18 protein-coding genes are annotated in these 22,696 nt (G+C 35.3%); 7 read left to right on the top strand and 11 right to left on the bottom strand.

Annotated features, from left to right (window positions below; translation table 11 throughout):
• The first annotated feature begins 263 nt into the window (after window positions 1-263).
• The 4 genes from HX004_RS16155 (at window position 264) to HX004_RS16140 (ending at window position 4,494) form a co-directional block, all read left to right on the top strand.
• The gene (locus tag HX004_RS16155; RefSeq protein ID WP_180906897.1) at window positions 264-812 is read left to right on the top strand and encodes a hypothetical protein; all 549 of its coding nucleotides are present in this window, start codon (window positions 264-266) and stop codon (window positions 810-812) included.
• Window positions 813-906: 94 nt separating this feature from the next.
• Window positions 907-1,878 carry an IS30 family transposase gene (locus HX004_RS16150; RefSeq protein WP_180906896.1) on the top strand — a complete coding sequence of 324 codons (972 nt, stop codon included), beginning with the start codon at window positions 907-909 and terminating at the stop codon, window positions 1,876-1,878.
• Window positions 1,879-2,152: 274 nt separating this feature from the next.
• Window positions 2,153-4,072 carry a tetracycline resistance ribosomal protection protein Tet(36) gene (tet(36), locus tag HX004_RS16145; protein WP_150433341.1) on the top strand — a complete coding sequence of 640 codons (1,920 nt, stop codon included), beginning with the start codon at window positions 2,153-2,155 and terminating at the stop codon, window positions 4,070-4,072.
• A gap of 80 nt (window positions 4,073-4,152) precedes the next feature.
• Window positions 4,153-4,494: a winged helix-turn-helix transcriptional regulator gene (locus HX004_RS16140; RefSeq protein ID WP_150433340.1), complete on the top strand. Its 342-nt coding sequence runs from the start codon at window positions 4,153-4,155 to the stop codon at window positions 4,492-4,494.
• An 885-nt stretch (window positions 4,495-5,379) separates the two neighbouring features.
• On the opposite strand, the gene catB is transcribed toward HX004_RS16140, so the two are convergent.
• Complete coding sequence (catB, locus tag HX004_RS16135; protein WP_014043450.1) at window positions 5,380-6,009, bottom strand: type B chloramphenicol O-acetyltransferase; 630 nt, start codon at window positions 6,007-6,009, stop codon at window positions 5,380-5,382.
• A gap of 343 nt (window positions 6,010-6,352) precedes the next feature.
• Here catB and HX004_RS16130 point away from each other — a divergent pair, with 343 nt between their 5' ends.
• Window positions 6,353-7,519: a tetracycline-inactivating monooxygenase Tet(X2) gene (locus HX004_RS16130; protein WP_008651082.1), complete on the top strand. Its 1,167-nt coding sequence runs from the start codon at window positions 6,353-6,355 to the stop codon at window positions 7,517-7,519.
• 257 nt (window positions 7,520-7,776) lie between these two features.
• On the opposite strand, the gene HX004_RS16125 is transcribed toward HX004_RS16130, so the two are convergent.
• The 8 genes from HX004_RS16125 to HX004_RS16090 all read right to left on the bottom strand — a co-directional run bounded on the left by HX004_RS16125 (window position 7,777) and on the right by HX004_RS16090 (window position 14,767).
• Window positions 7,777-8,265, bottom strand: a complete 489-nt coding sequence (locus tag HX004_RS16125; RefSeq protein WP_058699654.1) for a hypothetical protein — start codon at window positions 8,263-8,265, stop codon at window positions 7,777-7,779.
• Between the two features lie 3 nt (window positions 8,266-8,268).
• Window positions 8,269-9,183, bottom strand: a complete 915-nt coding sequence (locus tag HX004_RS16120) for a relaxase/mobilization nuclease domain-containing protein (RefSeq protein WP_058699653.1) — start codon at window positions 9,181-9,183, stop codon at window positions 8,269-8,271.
• Window positions 9,184-9,185: 2 nt separating this feature from the next.
• Window positions 9,186-9,485: a plasmid mobilization protein gene (locus HX004_RS16115; RefSeq protein ID WP_058700042.1), complete on the bottom strand. Its 300-nt coding sequence runs from the start codon at window positions 9,483-9,485 to the stop codon at window positions 9,186-9,188.
• Between the two features lie 95 nt (window positions 9,486-9,580).
• Window positions 9,581-10,531, bottom strand: a complete 951-nt coding sequence (locus HX004_RS16110) for a DUF8464 domain-containing protein (RefSeq protein WP_286385281.1) — start codon at window positions 10,529-10,531, stop codon at window positions 9,581-9,583.
• Window positions 10,532-10,750: 219 nt separating this feature from the next.
• Entirely contained in the window at window positions 10,751-11,986 is a 1,236-nt protein-coding gene (locus tag HX004_RS16105; RefSeq protein ID WP_058699651.1) for a primase-helicase family protein, read from the bottom strand.
• Window positions 11,987-12,082: 96 nt separating this feature from the next.
• Entirely contained in the window at window positions 12,083-12,382 is a 300-nt protein-coding gene (locus HX004_RS16100) for a DUF3853 family protein (protein ID WP_006260872.1), read from the bottom strand.
• Between the two features lie 214 nt (window positions 12,383-12,596).
• On the bottom strand, window positions 12,597-13,499 hold the full coding sequence (locus HX004_RS16095) for a hypothetical protein (RefSeq protein WP_058699650.1): 903 nt from the start codon (window positions 13,497-13,499) through the stop codon (window positions 12,597-12,599).
• Complete coding sequence (locus tag HX004_RS16090; protein WP_286385797.1) at window positions 13,496-14,767, bottom strand: site-specific integrase; 1,272 nt, start codon at window positions 14,765-14,767, stop codon at window positions 13,496-13,498. Before HX004_RS16090 ends, HX004_RS16095 begins: the two co-directional genes overlap by 4 nt.
• Window positions 14,768-15,644: 877 nt before the next feature.
• Between HX004_RS16090 and HX004_RS16085 the strand changes: the two genes are divergently transcribed.
• Together HX004_RS16085 and HX004_RS16080 are read left to right on the top strand one after the other, a co-directional pair.
• Entirely contained in the window at window positions 15,645-16,484 is an 840-nt protein-coding gene (locus tag HX004_RS16085) for a class I SAM-dependent methyltransferase (protein ID WP_286443699.1), read from the top strand.
• Window positions 16,474-16,686 carry a hypothetical protein gene (locus tag HX004_RS16080; RefSeq protein ID WP_286443698.1) on the top strand — a complete coding sequence of 71 codons (213 nt, stop codon included), beginning with the start codon at window positions 16,474-16,476 and terminating at the stop codon, window positions 16,684-16,686. The genes HX004_RS16085 and HX004_RS16080 overlap by 11 nt, the downstream gene beginning before the upstream one ends.
• A gap of 335 nt (window positions 16,687-17,021) precedes the next feature.
• Here the strand turns inward: HX004_RS16080 and HX004_RS16075 are convergent, their stop codons facing one another.
• Together HX004_RS16075 and HX004_RS16070 are read right to left on the bottom strand one after the other, a co-directional pair.
• Window positions 17,022-17,399, bottom strand: coding sequence for a carboxypeptidase-like regulatory domain-containing protein (locus tag HX004_RS16075; protein WP_286443697.1), 378 nt, complete (start codon window positions 17,397-17,399; stop codon window positions 17,022-17,024).
• Between the two features lie 252 nt (window positions 17,400-17,651).
• The gene (locus HX004_RS16070; RefSeq protein ID WP_286443696.1) at window positions 17,652-22,538 is read right to left on the bottom strand and encodes a PKD domain-containing protein; all 4,887 of its coding nucleotides are present in this window, start codon (window positions 22,536-22,538) and stop codon (window positions 17,652-17,654) included.
• Window positions 22,539-22,696 lie beyond the last annotated feature (158 nt).

The raw sequence follows: 22,696 nt of genomic DNA, 5'->3' as shown, positions 1-22,696 counted from the left end.
CAGTTCGGGTTTGACAGACTTTTTACTTCTGTCAGCTTTTTCGGGCGGACAATTCCTCGCAGACTATAAAGGAAGTATTTTTGACTTTTCACTTCATTACATTGACAAATAACGAGCAAAAGCGGGACATTGTGGTTGAGAATTAGTAGGAACTTAATTTATCTCTTTTTTACGAGTGAAAACAATTATAAATGGTAAAACTATTTTTACAAGACTCAAGATTAGAACACTAAGTATTGCGAACATGAAAATTAGAAAAATATATGCTTAAGTTTTTGAGCTCAATAAAAATCAAACATAGTCAAGAAGAAAATATTGTATATAAATTATTTGTAGGGTTTCTTACATATGCTGTCATTTATTACTTTTTTCTTAAACCACTGACAATTGGACAAAGTTTTAAATACAATTTATTTGTAGAGTGGATACCTTTTATTATAGGAATTGTTATTATAACATTACTCAGACTTAACTTTTTAAAAAGACTTCACAAAGGTTTTAAGTCAATTATAGACAGAGTGTTTACATATGTTTTATTGATTATTATGGCTTCAATGATTTCTTATTCAAGTTTTGGAATTACAGCTGAAGCAATATTTCACATTGTTGGCTATAATGTTGCAAAAAACAGTAATCAGATTGTTATGACTCTGCCAATCGAAAGTGTTTATAGTTATAGAGGAAGATATAAAGTATTTTTCTATTTTAACAACAACTATGAGTACTTTAGAATTGGAAATAAACTTTTCAGAAAAATAAAAGAAATTGACATGAAAATTCAAGTTGTAAATGCAACTTTGCAGACAAAATAGGAAAGTTTGTTTTTTTCAGAGCCAGGAGGAATAACTCCCCCTTGCCCTGATGGAAAAAATGAACTATATTGTCTACCGACCAAAGTTGACATTTATGAGTCATTTAACCAGAGAACAAAGATATACTATTTGCACAATGTTGCAAAGTGGGTATCCACAATGTGAGATTGCCCGTGTAATAAATAAAGATAAATCAGTTGTCAGTCGTGAAATCCGCCGTAATGCAGATGCCCGATCTGGCGAATACAAAGATGATTTAGCGCATCGTAAATACCTGAAGCGTCAGGCATACAAAGCTAAAGCGAGAACCTTCACACCTGAGGTTGAGGCTTATGTACGAGATAAATTGCGTCTCAAATACAGTCCGGAACAAATTGCAGGTGTTGCCAAAACAAATGGAGATAACTGTGTATCACACGAACGTATTTATCAGTTTATTTGGCAAGATAAGCGTAAAAAAGGGACGCTATATCTTGACCTGAGAAACCGTGGACGTCGCTACAAAAAGCGAAGTGTGATTTACGACAAGCGGGGAACAATCCCCAATCGTACAGATATATCTCTAAGACCGCCTGAAGTTGAACTACGGGAACGCTTTGGTGATTTGGAAATTGACCTTATCATAGGCAAGGATCACAAAGGTGCCATCTTAACCATCAACGACAGGGCAACCGGAATAGCCAGACTCCGAAAATTAGATGGCAAGGATGCGGAACAACTCGCACTGGTTACTATTGATTGCCTGGAGGATTGGAAACCATTCCTGAAAACAATCACATCTGACAATGGAAAAGAGTTTTCGTGTCATCAGATGGTAGCCGGAGACTTGAAAATCGACTTTTTCTTTGCCAAGCCATATGCAAGCTGGCAAAGAGGTTCCAACGAAAACTATAATCGCTTGGTAAGGCAATATATACCGAAAAAAGTTGATTTCAATTATGTTACACATGAATATGTGAATTATGTGGAACAACAGATAAACAACAGGCCACGAAAAAGATTTGGATATTTATCCCCAAATCAGATATTTGATGGAATTTGGAATCTACTCGAAAAAAGCGGGTGATAACTTTTGGAGCCGTCCCATCGAGCTCGAAAAAAGTTATCCTCGATTTTTTCATCAAACATATCATTTAGTTAATAATCAATAAAGTTGCATTTTCAACTTGAATGTAGGGTTGATTTTAAAATTTATTTTCTACCTTTGTCACACTATGCGGCAGTAAATAATATAATTAGAAATACGAATTCAAGTTCTTGTGGTACATTCTACCATCAAGGATGTATTTTTTATGTGATGCATTTCTACAAAGCATCCGCTATATTATTTACAAAATCAAATGAAAACTATAAATATAGGTATTCTTGCACATATTGATGCAGGAAAAACCTCCATTACTGAGAACTTGCTATTTGCTAGTGGAGCAACTGAGGTACGTGGAAGTGTGGACAAAGGTAATACCACAACCGATTCGATGGATATTGAAAAACGAAGAGGTATCACCGTTAGAGCTTCTACAACGTCTATTCAATGGAACGATACAAAGATTAATATTATCGACACTCCTGGACACATGGACTTTCTAGCAGAAGTGGAACGCACTTTTAGAATGCTAGATGGTGCTATTCTTGTGGTGTCTGCTAAAGAGGGTATTCAAGCTCAAACGAGATTGTTGTTCAATGTCTTGCAACAACTAGAAATTCCAGCCATTCTATTTATCAACAAAATAGATAGAGAGGGAGTAAATCTAAATCAGCTTTATTTCGAAATACAAAATAGCCTTTCAAAAGATATTCTTCTTATGCAATCCGTTGATGGCAAGATTTTAACTTCTAGCTGTACAATACACAACATATCAGAAAAGGACAGAGAAACAATTTTGGAGAAAGATGATTCTTTGCTTGAAAAATACTTAAGCGATACGCAACTCTCAAATTCAGACTATTGGAGTTCAATGATTCATCTTGTTCAATTCGCTAAACTACATCCTATCTACCATGGCTCAGCAATGTATGGCATTGGTATCGAAGATTTGCTAAACTCAATCACTACTTTTATTGAAACATCTCTACCTCAAGAGAACGATTTATCTGCCTATGTCTATAAAATTGAGCATAATAAGAAGGAACAGAAACGAGCCTATCTAAAGATTATAGGGGGAAGCCTTAGAACAAGAAAATCATACAACCTCAATGGCTCAGATGAGAATCTGAAAATAAGAAGTTTAAAGACCTTTTACGCTGGAAACGAAATAGATGTAGATGAAGTTTCTACAAACGATATTGCAATTTTAGACCATGCCGAAAGTCTGATGGTAGGTGATTATTTAGGAACAATGCCAAGTTTATTTGATAAATTGAATATTCCTAGTCCTGCTCTCAAATCATCTATACATCCTGCCAAAGTAGAGGATAGGAGTAAATTAATTTCTGCTATGAATGTATTATCGGTAGAAGATCCATCTTTAACGTTTGGTATCAATGCTGATAATAATGAGCTAGAAGTTTCTCTTTATGGAGCAACTCAACGGGAAGTTATTTTGACTTTGTTGGAGGAGCGATTTTCGGTAGATGCTTACTTTGAAGAGGTGAAAACGATTTATAAGGAACGTCTGAAAACGAAATCGGAATACACCATTCATATCGAAGTGCCACCTAATCCTTATTGGGCATCTATTGGCTTGATTATAGAACCTTTGCCAATCGGTGCGGGACTTACGATAGAGAGCGATATTTCATTGGGCTACTTGAATCAATCTTTTCAGAATGCAGTATTCGATGGAGTCAAGAAAGCCTGTGAATCGGGTTTGTATGGCTGGAAAGTAACCGACCTTAAAGTCACTTTTTCTCACGGAATCTATTATAGTCCAGTGAGCACACCTGCCGACTTTAGAAGTTTAGCTCCCTATGTTTTTCGATTGGCTTTACAACAAGCTGATGTTGAGTTGTTGGAGCCAATCTTAGATTTTAAATTGCAAATTCCAATAGCTGTGAATGCTAGGGCTATTACAGACATCAACAAGATGCAAGGCGAAATATCTACTATTACTTCAGATGGTGATTGGACTACTATTTTGGGTGAAATTCCTTTAGATACTAGTAAAGAATACTCAGCAGAAGTCAGCTCCTACACTCAAGGCTTGGGCATTTTTGTTACTCGATTTTCGGGCTATCAAATCACCAATAAAAAGGTAAGCAGAAGTGTAGAACTGAATGAAAAAGATAAATTGATGTATATGTTTGAGAAGGAATTAGGATAAGAGAATGATAAGCAAAATAATCAAAGAATGCATTCTCGCACTATTTTTGTATCTTGTTCCTACAAATTAACTATACAATTATGTCTGAAAGAAAAATCCCTATATATCTAGAATGTGGTTATAGCATTGCTATGCAGGTGCTTGGCGGAAAGTGGAAAATTTGCATCATAGAAGCACTTCGAGATAAGCCACTACGCCCAAGTCTGATATTCAAGGAGGTGCCTGATGCAACAGAACGTGTAATAAATCAACAACTTAAAGAATTGTTGGAGTATAAGATTATAGATAGAAAAATTTATGCAGAACAACCACCTCGTACTGAGTATTTTCTGACTGATTTAGGTCGTTCCGCATTTCCTTTGTCGCTGTGGCGACAGGAAATCCGCCCGCAGCCCGCCCAAGCCCATAGCCTCGGTCGTTAGGTGTCATAGTAAAAAAAGGAAAAAGACGGATTTGTTGCTGAAAAATCTTTGAGGAACTGTCCGCTTCTTCTCGACTTTTTGACTTATCGGTTAGACTGAATTTGCTGGCTTTCGGGAGTTTGCACGGCGGACAATTCCTCGCAGATTTTAAAGGAAAGAAAATTAGACTTATTACTTTTCAGACTACGACATATAACGAACGAAATTTTGGAAATGGAGATTTCCGATTTGAATATAAGGAAACCAAGTTCATTTTTTGCAGACTCTGCTCTTTAGCGGACTGAAAGTGGTTAACGAACAAACTTGACGAAAAAACAAAAAGAAAAACAAACTCACGGACAACCCGAAAATAAAAAACCCGTTTCGGGCTGTCGTGAAAGTGCTTAAACGGAAAAATTTTCGATTCTATTTCTGCTTTCCGACTGACATTCAGTTCATTTAATTTGAGTTTCTCGACTTTAAAACTGTCGGAAAACATGAATTCTAAGACAAAAAAATCAGTTTTTATTCGTTAATTTGTGCGTAGTTTAGCGGTTAGACTTTAAGAAAAAAGAAAATATAAAATTTACAACGAATTTGAGCGTTTTCGGTTGGAAAATGCGGTTTAACAAGCGACTGAATTGTGGTTTTCGAAGTGAAAGCTCACTAAACGGCCGAAATTTAAACGACTGAAAAACAACAAACTACGACCACCTAACACACGCCTATGTTCACAGGCTGGCTGACGTGCACTTAGCAGGTTTTGCGCCCGCATTCGCCTTGTCGCTGTGCGACAGCGAATACGCCCGCAACCCGCCCGTGCCCATAGCCTCGGTCGTTATGTGTAATTTTAGCCGCAAACGCAGTTAAAACAAAAAGGCTCCGAATTTCGGAACCTTCTTTTTATCATTTCATTTTTCTAAAAAACTTGTACAACAAATCGATTTTATTTGAACAAAGAATTGGCATTGCTTCAAAAAGGGTTTCTTCATCCCATTCCCACCATTTCATTTCCTGCAATTTTTGGATGTCATCATCACTAAATCTCTTTTTTATCAATTTGGCTGGATTTCCCCCTACAATTGAATAAGGTTCAACATCTTTTGTAACCAAAGCACGACTGCCAATAACAGCTCCATCTCCTATCTGAACTCCTGGCATTATCATAGCTTCACTACCAATCCAAACATCATTCCCAACAACTGTATCTCCTGCTTTTTGAAATCCATCTTGGCTTTTACTGAAAACATCAAATTCAGACATATAAAAAAATGGAAAACTGGAAATCCAATCATATTTATGACCTTGATTACCTGCCATTATGAAACTTGCACCGCTCCCTATTGAACAATAAGAACCGATAATTAGTTTATCGACATCATTCCTGTCCGGAAACAGATAACGAGCACAATCGTCAAATGAATGACCGTGATAATAACCAGAATAATAAGAATATTTACCCGAAATTATATTGGGATTAGTTATGTGGTCTTTGATTATTTTTCCTTTAAAAGGACTTTCGAAGAAATTTTTCATTATTTAACATATTTAATTTACAATAAGAGACAATAAGGAAACGAAGAATAATACTAAACTATTCTCTTCCTATACGTTGCGTAAAGTAAATATGCTAATCTGATAATTTCATCTGACAAAGATACAAAAAAACTACACATAACATCGCATTGGCAAAATGGCGGGTTAAGTACAAAATTCAACTTTTGTGCTTTTTATTCCGCCGAATGTGTTCCACATTCAGCTTTTTTTTAATAATTTAGCTTCTGTGGAAACACATCGGCTACGTCACTGCTAAATTGAACTTTCGGTTCAATTTATCCGCCACTTCGCCAATGCGTTTCCCGTTATGTGCCATTTTTGAATGACAATGCGAATAGATACAGACAAACAAATGAATTTACTTAGTGATAAGAACGTTGCAATAATTGGTGGTGGACCCGTTGGACTGACTATGGCAAAATTATTACAGCAAAACGGCATAGACGTTTCAGTTTACGAAAGAGACAACGACCGAGAGGCAAGAATTTTTGGTGGAACCCTTGACCTACACAAAGGTTCAGGTCAGGAAGCAATGAAAAAAGCGGGATTGTTACAAACTTATTATGACTTAGCCTTACCAATGGGTGTAAATATTGCTGATGAAAAAGGCAATATTTTATCCACAAAAAATGTAAAGCCCGAAAATCGATTTGACAATCCTGAAATAAACAGAAATGACTTAAGGGCTATCTTGTTGAATAGTTTAGAAAACGACACGGTTATTTGGGATAGAAAACTTGTTATGCTTGAACCTGGTAAGAAGAAGTGGACACTAACTTTTGAGAATAAACCGAGTGAAACAGCAGATTTGGTTATTCTTGCCAATGGCGGGATGTCCAAGGTAAGAAAATTTGTTACCGACACGGAAGTTGAAGAAACAGGTACTTTCAATATACAAGCCGATATTCATCAACCAGAGATAAACTGTCCTGGATTTTTTCAGCTATGCAATGGAAACCGGCTAATGGCATCTCACCAAGGTAATTTATTATTTGCTAACCCCAATAATAATGGTGCATTGCATTTTGGAATAAGTTTTAAAACACCTGATGAATGGAAAAACCAAACGCAGGTAGATTTTCAAAACAGAAATAGTGTCGTTGATTTTCTTCTGAAAGAATTTTCCGATTGGGACGAACGCTACAAAGAATTGATTCATACGACGTTGTCATTTGTAGGATTGGCTACACGGATATTTCCTTTAGAAAAGCCTTGGAAAAGCAAGCGCCCATTACCCATAACAATGATTGGGGATGCCGCACATTTGATGCCGCCTTTTGCAGGGCAGGGAGTAAATAGTGGGTTGGTGGATGCCTTGATATTGTCTGATAATCTAGCCGATGGAAAATTTAATAGCATTGAAGAGGCTGTTAAAAATTATGAACAGCAAATGTTTATCTATGGCAAAGAAGCACAAGAAGAATCAACTCAAAACGAAATTGAAATGTTTAAACCCGACTTTACGTTTCAGCAATTGTTAAATGTATAAAATGGAATAAAACGGCACATAACAAACAAATTGGCAATAGAGCCGGTGAAGTACTTCTATTGAACTTTTGTGCAATGTTGAAGATTAGTAATTCTATTCAACATTTGTGCTAAAAGTCGGCTCCATCGCCAATTTGCCAAACGTTAGCAATTCTTTTAAAATAGCATAAAATATTCCAACAAAGTTATTTCCATGAAATTTCGAACCCTCCCAGCTCTAAAAATCTTACGGAAATAACTTTGATAAATACTTTCGAATTATTGTTTTTGACTCCACTCTTTGAAAAACTTTGTTGTCTTAAGATTTTCGATAAAAAACTGATTTACATTTTCTAATTGATTTATTAATTGACTTTTTTCATTTACTAGAAGCTCATACTCCGACTTGTCAATAGTATTCTTAACAGCTAAATACACAGAAAAACCTGTTGTTAAAATTAGAATGATATTAAATATAATCAAGTATAACAATCTCTTAGAACTTACAGCCTTATGAACCTTTAAAAGTTCCTCTTTGTTTTTTGTTATCTCTCGATGAAATTGCTCAAAATCATTCTGTAATCGTTGACGTTGTTCTTTTTCTATCTGTCGGAGTTCCGTAACATTTACTGTTACTTTGATATTACTTAATTCCTTGATAGTATCTAAATGAGCTTTTTCACTTTGTTTTATTGTCTGCTCTAATTGTATGACTTGCTGAAGTAATAATTCAGTCATATCTGTGAGTTTAGGTTGGTTCTTTGCCATTGTTTATCTTTTTAATGTTCTTCGTTTGCGTTTTTTCTGTTCATCGTCTTCATCGTTACCGCCAAATTGTAAAACAGATAGCATACTAAATAAAATAGATGTATCTGTTTTCCAATTCTGCATATGTAATTTGTTTGCTTCTTGATTAGTAAATTGTTTGCTTACTTCATCTTTAGGTTCTATACTTGCTGTATTTTTAAATAAGTCATTCAGCTTCAAATTTCGGTCAACTTCACTTGCTTTTAAGTTTGTTCCTGTTGGTAAATGAATAAATCGATACCCTTGAATATCACCTTGTTTATTAATGGTAGGCTTAACCTCAATTTGTTTTCCCCTCATTAAGTAAATGTATTGTTGTAAATCTTTAGGCTTCTGCCTTAAAACTTCCCTGTGAGCTGTTTTAATAGCATTTTTAGCTATTAAATTAGTATTGTTAGCTCTTTGCTTCTTGTTCTTATTTTCTTGTCGTATTGAAGTCCATCCGTATTTAAGTGCTATTTCGTGAGCTACTCTTTGAGCTTCAAAACCGATATAATTATCTTTTAAAGCCTTTCCATTTTCATCTATGCGGTTGGCGATGATGTGAATATGTTTATGCTCTTTCTCTGTATGAACAAATGCAATATATTGAGCTTTGGTAGGATCGATTTGTAAACCAAGTAAAAACTCAACCGCTAACACTCGTAAATCTCTATCACTCATCTTTTGACTATCTGCAATGGTTGGAGATATAACAGCTGATATTGTATTGTTTTTACATCTGCTGTTTTGATTTTGTAGTATCTGCATCGTTTGAAACATATCTTTCGGAGTTTCCCCTGAAAGATTATTTCTCAGTAGTTCATATCCTTTTTTAGAATCTATCACATAATTAAATAATGCTGTGCCACCAACACAGGATTTAGCTTTTGCTATCATAATTACAGTAGTTTTTGTAAGTGAGTCCGAATTAAATTAGCTGTTTCAATGGTGTGCTGTTTAACTCCTGTTGTATCACCAAGCTTAAAAAGGTTGCTTATTCGCCTAAAATTATCAGCGTATTTGTTCAGTAATTTATAAACTTCAATTTCTTCAGGAGTTAATTTATACGCTAAAGAATATTCAAGTGCGGTGTTTCGGATGTATTCTGAAACGCTACAACCCACTTTTTCTGCTTTGTTTTTTATGATTAGAGCTTCTGTAAGGGTAACTCTAAATTCTATCTTCTTTGTTTTTTTCATCGTCTTACCCATTTTGCGACCTTCGGGAGAAAAACGAGTGGTCTTTGGCTGTCAAATCTCCAATTTGTAAGGACAAAGACACATCTCGATAATTCTCACGTCAAATCATTGCGGTTAATAGTTAGTAAATAATCATTCAAGTCTTTGTAATTCTTGTACAGTTTTCGTCCATCAACAACGTTTGCATAGGTCTGAGCTACTTTTTGAAAGGCACTTTCTCCAGCTTTATCATTGTCGAAACAACAAATAATACTTTCATACTTTAATTCTTTGTACAAAGTATTATTGATACTTTTATCCATTTGTACATTGATACATTTATACAATTCCCCATTTATCCATTTGTACAAATAATTATTTGGTGTTTTAATTATTGTATTATTCAACATTGATACGGAATTAAGAATCAAATAATCATATTGCTTTTCTGCATTTGGATAAAGGGTTAAAAAGCTGATGTAATCACTCCAAGATTCAAACAAGACAATATGTTTACTTTTGTTGTCAAAGTAGGTTACTGCCTTTTTACCAAGACACATTTTTACATACTTGTTTCTAAGCTCGAAACTGCCTAATTCATTTTGAAAAGCAACAGCATAATAAGATTTGTTTTTTAGCGTATAATGTACCTCTTTACAATAAGTTTGAGCCACTTTAAGGCTAAGATTACGCTCGTTGATATATTGTATCAAGTTTGGGTGTGTTAGTGGCTTAATCGCTTGAATTGTATATGTTGGTTCTTGAGTAATGTTAGAACTCACAATAATTGGCTGATGAAAAGAAAAAGAATCGTTTTTGAGCAATTCTAAAGCTAATTTAATATCGCAATTATTGTACTTCATCACGAAATCAAGTGTTGTTCCTCCAAATCCCTCTGCGTGGTCATAAAACACGTTTTTAGCAATATTCACTTTAAATGATGCTGTTTTTTCAGTTCTAAATGGACTGATATACCACCAATCAATTCTCGTTGTCCTCGTTGGGGTAAAACCTAACTTTTTAAGTAAGTCTGTTAGGCTAATTTGTTTAGCTAATTCACAATTCATACGGTTTGAAATAGTCGGGTTAAAAATCTGTTTTTTTTTGATGCAATGATGCAGAAAGGTGTTAATTAATTGTATTTCAATAAAATACCCTGCATCACTCTTGCATCACTGCATCAAACTCATTTTCTTTCTTGCATCACTCTTGCATCAAACTTGACGTGTTTTTAGTTTGATGCAAACTTTGATGCAGTATAACTTGTTAGTAAACAATGGTTTAATCTATTCTTGCATCATTGCATCAAATATTTTATAGAATAAATCTTTTTTAATGATGTAGTAACGTCCTCTACGTTCTATTTTAACAAATTCTCCATGAGATAAAAGCTCTATTCCTTGATAAGATTTTGTGTTGTTTTGTGGTTCAAAATCCCATTTCTTTAAAATCTTTCTTATTTCACTAGCAGATATAATTAGTTTTGGGTTTGTCTTGCGTAATAACAAGAGTAAATCATTGGGAGCTACGCAAATTTCATCCTCGTCAACCTTTTCGAAGCACAGGTTTAAAAGTTCTAAAACTGAAATCTCTATTTTGTTTTTACTAATTAGCTTTAAAAGAGAAGCTGTAAGTATCTGTTTAGGTGTAAACCACATTCGGGTTTGTTGCGTGGTGTAATAAGGTCGTAGAAGTAAGTATTTGATAAAATAAGGAACTTCACTTGTTAGCTTCTTGATAAAGTGAACGTCTTCTGATTCAATAGGTTTAATCTTTCGAATCCAAAAACGTATTTCTTCTTCGTCTATTTGAATGAAATCATCCTCATTGTTAGAGCAAAGAATAAACTTGGCGAAAAACTCTATTTCCTGTCTGTCTTTTCCCTTTGCTTCAACTTTGTCTTTGTCAGTAGTAGAAAGGTACTTTAAACGCTCTGTAATCTCTTTCTTATCAAAGAATACTTCATCTATGGCAACTAATAGCATACTTGCCCAATCAGCGTTAAATTGAGAACCAAAAGAATCTCCTTTAATATAAGTCATATTAAGTCCAAAGATATTTTTAAGCCATTTGATAAAAGAGCTTTTTCCTGTTGCACGTTCTTTACTAACAAGACACAATATTGGTAAGGTTTGCGTTGGCTTCTCATACAATAGCTTTAGATAGTCTAAACCATATTCGTATTGTTCACTTCCAAATATGTGTTTTATAAAGTGTAGTGAGTTTGGAATCAATTGTTCTAATTCTTTTAAGTTAAAATCTTCTTCTATTGGTTTCATATTTAATTCATTATAGGTATTAAAAAAGTTTTCTACGATTGGTTGATAGTTAAGATGGTCTGGAATACAGCAAAAGCCATCTAATTTTAAGACGTTTTCTAAGTAGGACTTTCCGTGATCTGATACAATCGTTTCACGAGTCCAACGCACCATTACTTTAACTTTATCGCCAGATATCAAAGGTTTTTCGATGATTTTAAAGTAAGCAGTTCCTACTCGGATATAGGGTATATCTAAGCTCATATTTACTTGTGTTTTAATAATCCTTATCTTTACACGATAAGAATTCAGTTATACTTTAATTGGATATTAAGGGACGATTTGCGGAAGTTGTCCCTTTTATTTTTTAGCGAATAGTTCTAATGCCAAGTCAGCATCGACTATAATTTTTCTACCTCTTTGGATAATCGCTTTTTTAATATGACCTTCTTTCTTGATTTTATTAGCAGTGGTAATACTGCACCCAAGTAGGTCTGCTATACCACGTATTCCGTAAACATAACGCTTTGTAGATTGTTGCGTTTCTTGCGAAGTATTGAGTTCTTTAAAATCCTTTATAGATACTGTTTGTAATAACTGTAATAGTTCTTCTCCTGTCATTTGCCAAACTGGCTTTTCTTTTAATTCGCTTATATACATAGTTTTAGTTTTTAAATTATACGATTTTGTGATGTTCGAACAATTCAAAACTATCTGTAAATTTCTGTGGAAATGTGTGGAATTTGATAAAAAAACAAAATGCATATAATTAATAATGAATTAGTTATATGCGTTTGGTTATTTATTTTTGAGGAAATCAAAAATAAAAGACTTTAAAAACTCTTTAATGAACTTAAAAGGATTAAAACAATAATTAAATTTCTTCTGAAGGTTTATAAAAGCGTTTCGAAATTGTCAATGCAGACTTTAGTTTTAATTTCAACACAATGAAGTCAATCACTTTATCTCTAACATCTTTTTCTATATCCTTCATCATTTCATATAGTGGTGGTTGAGCAAATTTTGTTATGTATTTAAACGTTGAATCAAATCGAGCTTTAGGCTCTCTTAAATTAAATATTAAATAAAAATCTTCAAATGCTAAATCATCTTCCTTAAAACATTTTAATTCTAAAGCAGAGTTATAAAGTTTAAGTACATCTTTGATCTCAAATAAATCAGATTCTAAACGAAGTCTATCTTCAGGGTAATACACATAAATATCTTCTTTAACTATTAAAAGGTAATCTCGTATTTTGTGATAATAGTTTTGAATTAGATGCACATTATCCTGTGTATAGGTATCTCTTTCTGCTAAAACCCTATAAAGTTCTTTCTCCCAATACTTTTTATCTTCATCAAATTCACATTGTGATACCCAGATAGGTTTTTCTTTTTCCTTTATTTCTTTTAAATCCTGTCGCGCAATTAAGATTTTGTTCTCAAACATTTTAGGAAGTAGTACTTTATCATATAAATGAATAAAATCAAAATGAGTTATTAACTCGTCTTTATCATCAATAAGCTTATTAATAACTTCAATCTGCTTTAGTATATTCAGAAATACTTTTTTAGATAAACTCTCTGCTTGTCCTGTTATTAAAAGAGCATCAATATCAAGTTTTGTTAAATCGCTAAATGCTTTAGCATAACTCTCCTGTCGAATACATTGATATGTGTTCTGTTGTAAGGAATCAGTATCTAATAAATTTGATAGTTCTTTTAGTATTTTTAAATACTCATTTAAGTGTTTCAAAAGAGGATTATCTAAACTCATATCATATCAAATTTAGTCATTGCATTCGCTTTAATTGTATCAGCTACATCAATATAAGGTTTCATTGATTTGTAGTCTGAATGTCCTGTCCATTTCATTACAACCTGTACAGGTATCCCCAATGATAAGGCGGTACAGATAAATGTTCTTCGTCCTACGTGCGTGCTTAAATGTTCGTATTTAGGTTTTACTTCATCTACTCTTTCATTGCCTACATAATACGTTTCTCGGATTGGTTCGTCAATCTCTGCTAACTCTCCAAGTTCTTTTATGTAGTCATTCATCTTTTGGTTAGAAATAACAGGTAGAGCCTTTCCTTTTTCAAAAGGTACATCTTTGTATTTCTCTAATATTGCTCTACTGTGTTTGTTTAATTCAACTCTCAGCATATCATTTGTCTTTTTGGTAACAAACTCAATCGCATCATTTTTAATGTCGTGTCTTGTTAGGCTAAAAGCATCTGAATAGCGAAGTCCTGTGTAACAACAGAAAAGCAATACATCACGTACTCGTTCTAAGTATGATTTTGTACCTAAATCTGTTGATTTAATCTGTTCGATTTCCTCTTGGGTTAAGAAGATTATCTTTTTAGAGGTTTCTTTTAACTTTGGTTTAAACTCTTCAAAATTATAAGTAATTGTATAATTGTTGTTTTTACACCACTTCAAAAACCACTTTACAAAACTAATTTGCTTTTCAATGGTACTGTTACGCATCTGTTTTTCAATGCGTAGAAATGAAACGTAGTCTAATAAAGTCTTTTCGTTAATATCAGTAAATTGAAAATTACTTTTGAAAGAAAAAAGATGTGAGCGAACAGTATTAAACTTGGTGTAAGTAGCAGTTGTCCAATCGTTGCGTTTTCCACTGTTCTTTACAAACTCATCAAAAGCAGTAAAGAGATTCTTTTCTATTGCTGATATGGTTTGTTTATCTGAGTAACGTTTTATTTCATCTTTTAAGAGTTCAAATGAAGGTACTTCGTTTTTCAATTCATACTCTTTAAAGATTCTATCTATTGTAGTAGATAGCTCCTGTATTGCTGTATTGATTTCGGAAGAACTTTGTTTTAGCTTATTGGTACACCCATTACGTACCTTTTCTTTTGCTTCATCCCATTTAGAAGCATCAATGCGGTAGCCTGTAAAGAGTTCTACACGACCACCATTATATACCACTCTTGCACGAATTGGAACGTTCTCTGTGATTAATACACCATCCTTTTTTCTCTTTTCAATAGCAATAGTTATCTTTCTTTTTATAGTCATAGTTATTTGTAATAGCACCCAAATATACACCCAATTTTAATACTATCATATACTATTTTATGGTATTCAACCGACTTAATAAAAACATAACTATCAATAAATCAAAATAATAGTATTTTATGATACTCTATTTATGTGTAGGTTATATTCCCTCTTTCTCCGCAAAGAAAACCGATAACGAAAGTTATCGGTTTTTTTATTTCCAAAAAGTGATGGAGAGTTTTACTCTCAGCATCACTTTTTGGAAATAAAAAAAGCACAATACCGAGTGCAGCGAGGTATTGGTTTTCTTTGTGTCTATTTATCCCCTTTGGGATATTCAATCCCTCTTTCTTTTGAAATAGATTTTCATGCCATAGGGCGAATTGCCATTCGCCCCTACATTTGTTTTCTTTGGGATCTGTAATCCCTTGTCCTTTTAAAATAAGTTTTCATGCCATAGGGCGAATTGCCATTCGCCCCTACATTTGTTTTCTTTGGGATATGCAATCCCTCTTTCTTTTGAAATAGATTTTCATGCCATAGGGCGAATTGCTATTCGCCCCTACGGTTTTATTTGTGTTTATTTGCTCCTTTGGTATCAAGTTTAAAAGAATGAACCTTTGTACAATTTAAAAGGTGTAAATAAGGAAAATTAATCTAGATTTTCTATTTTTGTAGTCTGTTATACTATATCTAACATATTATCTGCGTCTTAAACAAAAAGACGAACTCGAAAAAGAGTAATTAATGCGTGAAATTGTCTGATTTCAATGCACAGATAATCGTATCCACTTATTTTATTAAATCATAAACGAACAATTGATTATCAAATCGATTGGCTTGTCATTTTGCAATGTATTCAACATTTAAAAATGATGATAATACAAGGACTCTAATGAATAGTAAACAGTTAATAAGTAGAGATATAGAAATATTCTACGATAAGGCATCCGAAGAAACACGACTTGATAAAGGAATGGGCGTATTTGAATTTGAAAGAATCAAATCACTTATAGAAAAATACATCTTCACTTCATCTTTAACAATAATTGATGTTGGCGGCGGTACGGGAAAGTATTCGGAATGGCTGGCAAAGAAAGGACATAAAGTTCATTTGGTAGAGCCAGTTTTGAAACATATAAAAATAGCCGAAAACAGAGCCAATAAATTAAAAAACAAGTTTTCTGTACACATAGGGGAATCTCGAAAGTTGGAGTTCCCAAATAATTATGCAGACCTTATCATACTTCACGGCCCTCTTTATCATCTTCAAGAGAAAGAGGAGCGATATTCAGCTATTTGTGAAGCTAAACGGGTTTTGAAGAATAACGGAATCATATTGGGTTTTGCCATTAATTATACCGCATCAACTTTGGTAGGTCTTTCAAATGGCTTAATTCATAAAAAATCATTTTTTGAAATGTGTAAAGAAGAATTAACAACAGGCAAACATAATCCACCCGATGATTTTCCTTGGCTTTTAGCCAAAGCGTTTTATCATAAACCCGAACAGTTTAAGGATGAATTTGTAAATCAAGAGTTAACTTATCTAAACACTTATGCGGTTGAGGGTATGGCATGGTTGGACAAAGATTTTTTTGCCAATATGTTGAACAGTAAAAGACAAAAAACATTGATAGAGCTTATCCAAATTACTGAAAATGACAGTTATCTTCTGCCGTTTAGCCCACATATGATGATAGCCGTACAAAAAAGATATAATTATGAAAAATAAAGAGAAATATTACAGAGCAATAATAGAAAATGACGATCAATTAAATGAAATTGACCTCGGAACAAGTGTTGGTCTTAACGAAGATGAAACAACCAAAATAATTGCACAGCTTCTATCCGAATATAAAATTGAATATGTAGATAATAGAGTTTGTAAGTACAGTCCTATGAAAAAAGTGAAGAAAAAAAACAATAGTAAGTAGCCACTATATTAAGCTGTGCTTGAACACCTATTATTTCCAGTCCGACCATAATTTTGCCCACACGATTTTAAGATTGCCAAGCTAACCTGATGGCGCGGATTTAAGGTGCAAATCCGTGCCATCGGGTCTGCAATCCCTTGTCCTTTTGAAATAAAATGTCTGGTTATAGGGCGAATTGCCATTCACCCCTACGTTTCTTTGTGTTTATGTACTGCGAATGAATACATAATCCCTTTCTTTTGATAGATAGCGTATAGAGAAGAAGGGATATCATTCCATGATACCTCTCTTGAAAAGAAGATTTAACCCCAGTAGAACAGGAGGTTCTTTCAGTTTTAAAGAGATTGTTCTATAGGAGTTAGTTTTATGATGAGGGTATCTCGTTTTTCTGGATTTACGAAAGTCGCATTTTTGCTTTTTATGTAATTATCTGGAATCTCCAGTATTTCATAGCCTTCTTTGTGAAACTGCACGGTATAATCGGCATCACAAGCGCGTAAACCACAGCCATAGAATACGCCAACAAAAAAGTATCCGTTTTCATTGGTGATGGTTACATCATCTCCCTGATTTGAGCTGAGTTTTACTTCTACATCTTGGAGTCTTTCTCCTGTTTCTAGGTCTTGTACGACTCCTTTTTCATTTATGTAGCCCTCACAAGAAATGAGGGATGTTAACGCAAGTAGGAGTGGAAGATAGCTTGTTTTTTTCATATTATAATGGAACAATAAGGTGTTGTAGACTATTTTTTTTAAATCATAAAACAGAGTAGTGTTGATTTGTTCTTGTCTTACGGCGTTAGATCAAGGAGTAAATATAGTTAATTTTAGATAAAATTAAGAAATATATATAGGGTGTTTGTACGATGGTTTAATCCTGTTTTCTTTGACTTGAAAATAAAAGCCCTTCATGTACGAAAGAAGAAAAAAAAGTGCTAAGGATAATCCTTAGCACTCTAAAAGTTTTTACTTTTTGATTAATTTTTCTGTGACGATGCGTTTGCCATCTGCTTCGAGAACGATGAGATAGGTTCCGCGAGCGAGGTGTTGCACAGAAAGAGAAACTTCCCCTTCTTTGCCACTTATTTTTTGTTTATGGTGTTGTACACCTGTTAGATCATAAACTGCAATACTTTGCGCTTGCTCATAAGCTGTACCCAATTGATAGGTAACCACCGTATAATCCGTTGTTGGATTCGGTGAAAGTGCAATAGAGGCAGGTTGATTGAGCATTCTCCAATGTGTATCTCTCAACTGAGCTTCTAGTATCGTTGCACAATCTGGTCCACCGATAATAAAGAAGTCATGAGCACCAGGGAAGTAGGTACCATTTACATGGAATTCTACTGGGAAAGAGTTCGATCCAGGGTTAAGTACAACCACATCTGGTACGAACGTTCCATACCCATAGAAACTGCTTAAACTCACAGTTATTGGACTACCAGTTGGATTGTCGATAAACATATGATACTCAAAACCACCTGGGATGGTATTACCCAATTCATAATTTGCTTTAAAACGACATGGTTTTTGTGGACATCGTTTAGGATCAAATTGAATCATCGGTCTATTGCTCTCGTATGTACATCCTTGTTGATCGATAAATAATTGGTACGTACCTGTTGTTACAATTTGTTGTGAAGGTATCGCATAGCTACCACTTTGCGTTGTCGCATTATTCACTTCCCATCGGTAATGATCGTACATACCTAATGGTCCGATGAGGTAAGAAGGCTGACAAACTGTGTAACAACCTGCAGGAACGACCCACATTGCTCGTTGAGGATTATGTGGTGCTTGGATATATCCTGTTGCACTACATCCTGTTGTTTCTGTATAGGTAACACTATAAGCACCGCCATGTGTTACTTGAATGGATTGCCCTTGCATACCATTACTCCACGTATACGTACCTGTTGACGGTCCATTCGCTATTAATCGTATTATATAAGGGTCACAATTATCCACATGGAATGAAATGGATGGCGTTGGTACAGGTGGGTGTACAACAATCGTCATGGTAAAGCTATTAGCACAAGAAGTGTCATTTGCTGCACGGGTAAAGAAGGTATACGAATACGTACCTGGAGCTAGATTGTTTCCAACAGTAAGAACTTTATTCGAATTTCCACTTACCCAATTGCCGTAATTTGCAGGAAGTGAAGGACCTGTCCAACGGTGCTCTGCTGTATCGTCCATGGTAATTCCTGTTAATGTGGTTGTTTCTCCAAAACATACTGAGGTATTGCCACTAATACTAGCGTATGGTGGTTTGCGTAGGAGATAGTTTTTAGGACTTGTTGCCATGGAGTTGTTTTTACAACCATCTTGGTTGATCAAAACAGGCCAATAGCTACCACTTTTCGAAGGAAGGAAGGATGTACCACTTCCTACTTGTTGATTGCCTTCCATCCAAATGACATTCGCAGGCATTGGAGAAGCAGAAACGGTTAGTGGTTGAGCATTTCCTAGACAGTAATTCGCTACTGGTGGATTAACTGTGATACTGCTAAATGTAGCTGTCTTAATATTCACCTTAGGCGCGTTGGCTGTCGTTGTTTCATAGGTACAACCATATGGTGTTGTAATTCTCAACTTAATCGGTTGATTCAATCCTGGAGGAAGTTGAATCGATGTTGTAGCACTACTTGCTATAAAAGAAGTACCGCTAAATACCCATTCATACGTATTACTTGCGTTGTAATTTGGTATTGTCAACAAGATGGTATCATCTGAACAATAATTCAAGGGAGACAAGGTAAAGTTAGGGCTTGGTTCTGTCGCCAAGGTTACAGGAAGCATAATACTACAACTAGGTAAACCTGGAGACGTAATGGTCAAGGTATAATTGTGTGTACCTGGTGATACACTGTTTAGCGTATAACTATTTCCGGAAGCAAGTGGTGGAACACCTGGGCCGCTATAACCAAAATGAAGCGTATTCGGATCAATGTCATAGGTTAGCGAATTATTGCGCAATATTACTTTGTAAGTACCATCGCCATTACATGTAATTTCCGTAGCTAATTTAGGCTGATAGTGTTTCTTTACAGTAAACGTTTTCACGATGACACAGTTGGAATAGTTTAATAAAACAGTTACAGTATGTGCACCAGGAATCGTTGTTGTGAATTTTCCTATTGGTGTGTTCTGCGTACCTGGAACCAAGGTTAGATGCGTACTACCTGACCAAGTGATCGAAGTAGGGGCATAACCCACATTGATTGAGGCTGTAATTTCATCACAAGATGACCAATTGGCAGACATCGATGCATTCGGATCAGGTGTAATTGTACATCCACCTGGGCTCGTGCCACCGCCACAGCTTTCGGTTACGTAAATGTAATCGGATTTAACTAAACAACCGTTGCGATCAATTACCTCTAAATAATAGGTTCCACCTGGATTTGGACCCGAAATCGTAAGATTTGGACCATTAAATCCTGGAATTGGAGTAGAACTAGTCGTTTTATACCATTTGAATACCATAGAAGCCGTTACGCCTGTAGATACCGTTGAGCTAATATTGATACCGTTGTAATTGGTCGGACAAACAACATAGCTGTACTGAGGCGAAATATGCAATTCGGTTTGAGGATAAACGGAAACATTGGTCGATGTTGAACTCGTATAGTTACAAATGCTCAATTGTAGGGTTAAACTACGAGAAATGTTGTTGTTCGATTGGTTGGTAAAATTATTCGGAATGGTAATGCTCGTACCTCCAGAATAGTTAACCGTTCCCTGCGCTACGCCATCAATGAAAAATTTGATTTGAGCAGAGGAAGGTAAGGCAGGCGTGATGGAAATCGGTACGACTACATTGCCTTGATTGCTGCAAATAGGAGCGATAGTTCCAATTGTAATTACAGGTTTTACAAGTAGTTGGATTGGATACGTTTTCTGAACGGTTTTGCCACATTTCGTAACTGCTACTTTCAATAAACCGGAAGCAGAACTGCTGATCTCGTTGAATCCAACTTTTACATTTGCACTGTTAATTCCTTCGATAATACTTCCGAAATTAGTAGCTCCAGTACTGCTTACGATACTCCACTCAATTAGGTCTGGAACAACGCCGCCTAAATTTAAGGTGAAGTTTGCCGTGCTACTTGGACAAAATGTAGTTTGGCCGCTGTTGTTTTGAATCGTTGGATTGATTACAATCTCACTCACGTTATATTGAGCAGGTAAAGAACTACAGATTTTTCCATTTTTTACCGCTTGTTTTACCACGCGTACCACCGCATTTGGTCCGGTGAACATAACATCAGCTTCTGTTCCTGTGTTGTCTCCGATAACTTGTCCGTTGGTCACACTCCACATATAGACAAATCCGATTTCATCTTCACTTAAGGTATACGTATAAGGGGTGTTTAAACACACTTTATTCGGACCAGAAATAGTTCCTGTAAGAACCGGTGTTTGTACAATCTCTACTGTGATAGGATCGGATTTACAGCCATTGTTGCTAGCCGTAATCACGTGTGTACCTGCAGTAGGGAAGTTATAACTCATAGAAGGCCCATTGAAACTATAGACAACAGTACCTCCTAATTGCACTTGCCAATAGGTAGAAGATCCACTGTCGTTATAGAAGGTCATCGGAGTATGTTGACAATTCGTCAATTCATCTCCAGTGCTAATTTTTGGACGCTCAACAACGGTAAATTGGAAATCAGATTTACCCATACATTTACCGTCATCAATAAGTGTATTGCGGTAAGTTACCTGAAGGTGATACGTACCTGGTGTTAATCCATCAATAATAATTTCATTGCGTTGGTCTGTATGCACTAACATTGGATGGTAAGGAGCTCCATTGATCATCCAATCAAATTCTGTTGCAGGCCATTGAGGAAGAGCGTAACGCCCTTGATCTCCTTCACAAATCATATCTGGTCCTTTTATTCTTCCATGCTCTAGAATAACAGGAACCTTTACAGTCGTCCAAGCAGGACAGTAACAATTGGAACGGTAACTCACGTATCCGAAACCATCGCTAGGGTCTACTTGATCCCAAACCACTTCAATGGAAGTACCTTGATGTGCAATGATATGTCCACCAATGACTTCCCAATCACCACCACAACCATCATTGACACTATATGTAGCCGTACTGCCTTGACAGACAACGCTTGGACATGAAATCTCAAATTCTTTCGCGGGTCTAATTTCTAGGTCCCATTCGAAGGTAGAGCTACAATTACAACTGTTGGTTACTTGTAAAGTGATGATATAATGACCCGGTTGGTCATAGGTATGTGTAGGTTCAAATGTACTTGAAGTAGTTCCATCACCAAAATCCCATAGGTAGTTTACGAGATCAGAACCTCCGTTGGTACTCGATAGGTTCTTAAAGGAAATGGGTAAAAAGGTACAGAATTCTCTTTGATGACGGTCTACACCATCAATTTCAAAATAAGCTTTAGGACTGATAATCTTTTCAACACAAAGGGTTAGTACTTCAACTGTATTATCTGTATAAGTAATATTCAAGGTTATACTTCCATTACCGGCACTTCCCCAGTGTATTGATGCCCCAGAATTATTGCTACTTTGCACTTGTCCTCCTGTAATTTGCCATTGTACTTGTGCAACATTATTGGCCGAAAAGTTATAGTTGACCGTACTTCCTTCGCAAACACGCAAACAGAATCCCGCTTGTACTTGTTCAATGAAGTTGTAGTAGTCTCTTTCGCCTTGATCGTCATATTTGATACATCCAACTTCTTGATCCCAAGTAAGTACAGGATGATTTGCTGTTTGTGCCTTTATTCCAAAAGACCACAGGGTAATCAGCATAAGAAACCCCAAGACCCTAAGGAGGGGCCATCGCGTTGTTTTTCTCATAAGGTGAATAGTTTAACTTGATTAAAGTTTGTTGGTGTTGCAGTTTTTAGAATAAATAGTAAATGGAAAATAAAGGGGAAATTAGCGAAGATTAAATCTAAAGAATTTGGGTTGTTAATACACTAGGGAATTAGTGTTAAAAGGGTCGGCTAAGTTTT

The sequence above is a fragment of the Myroides sp. 1354 genome, from assembly GCF_030324495.1.
GTDB lineage: Bacteria > Bacteroidota > Bacteroidia > Flavobacteriales > Flavobacteriaceae > Flavobacterium.
This window is presented reverse-complemented; position numbering and strand designations above follow the sequence as displayed.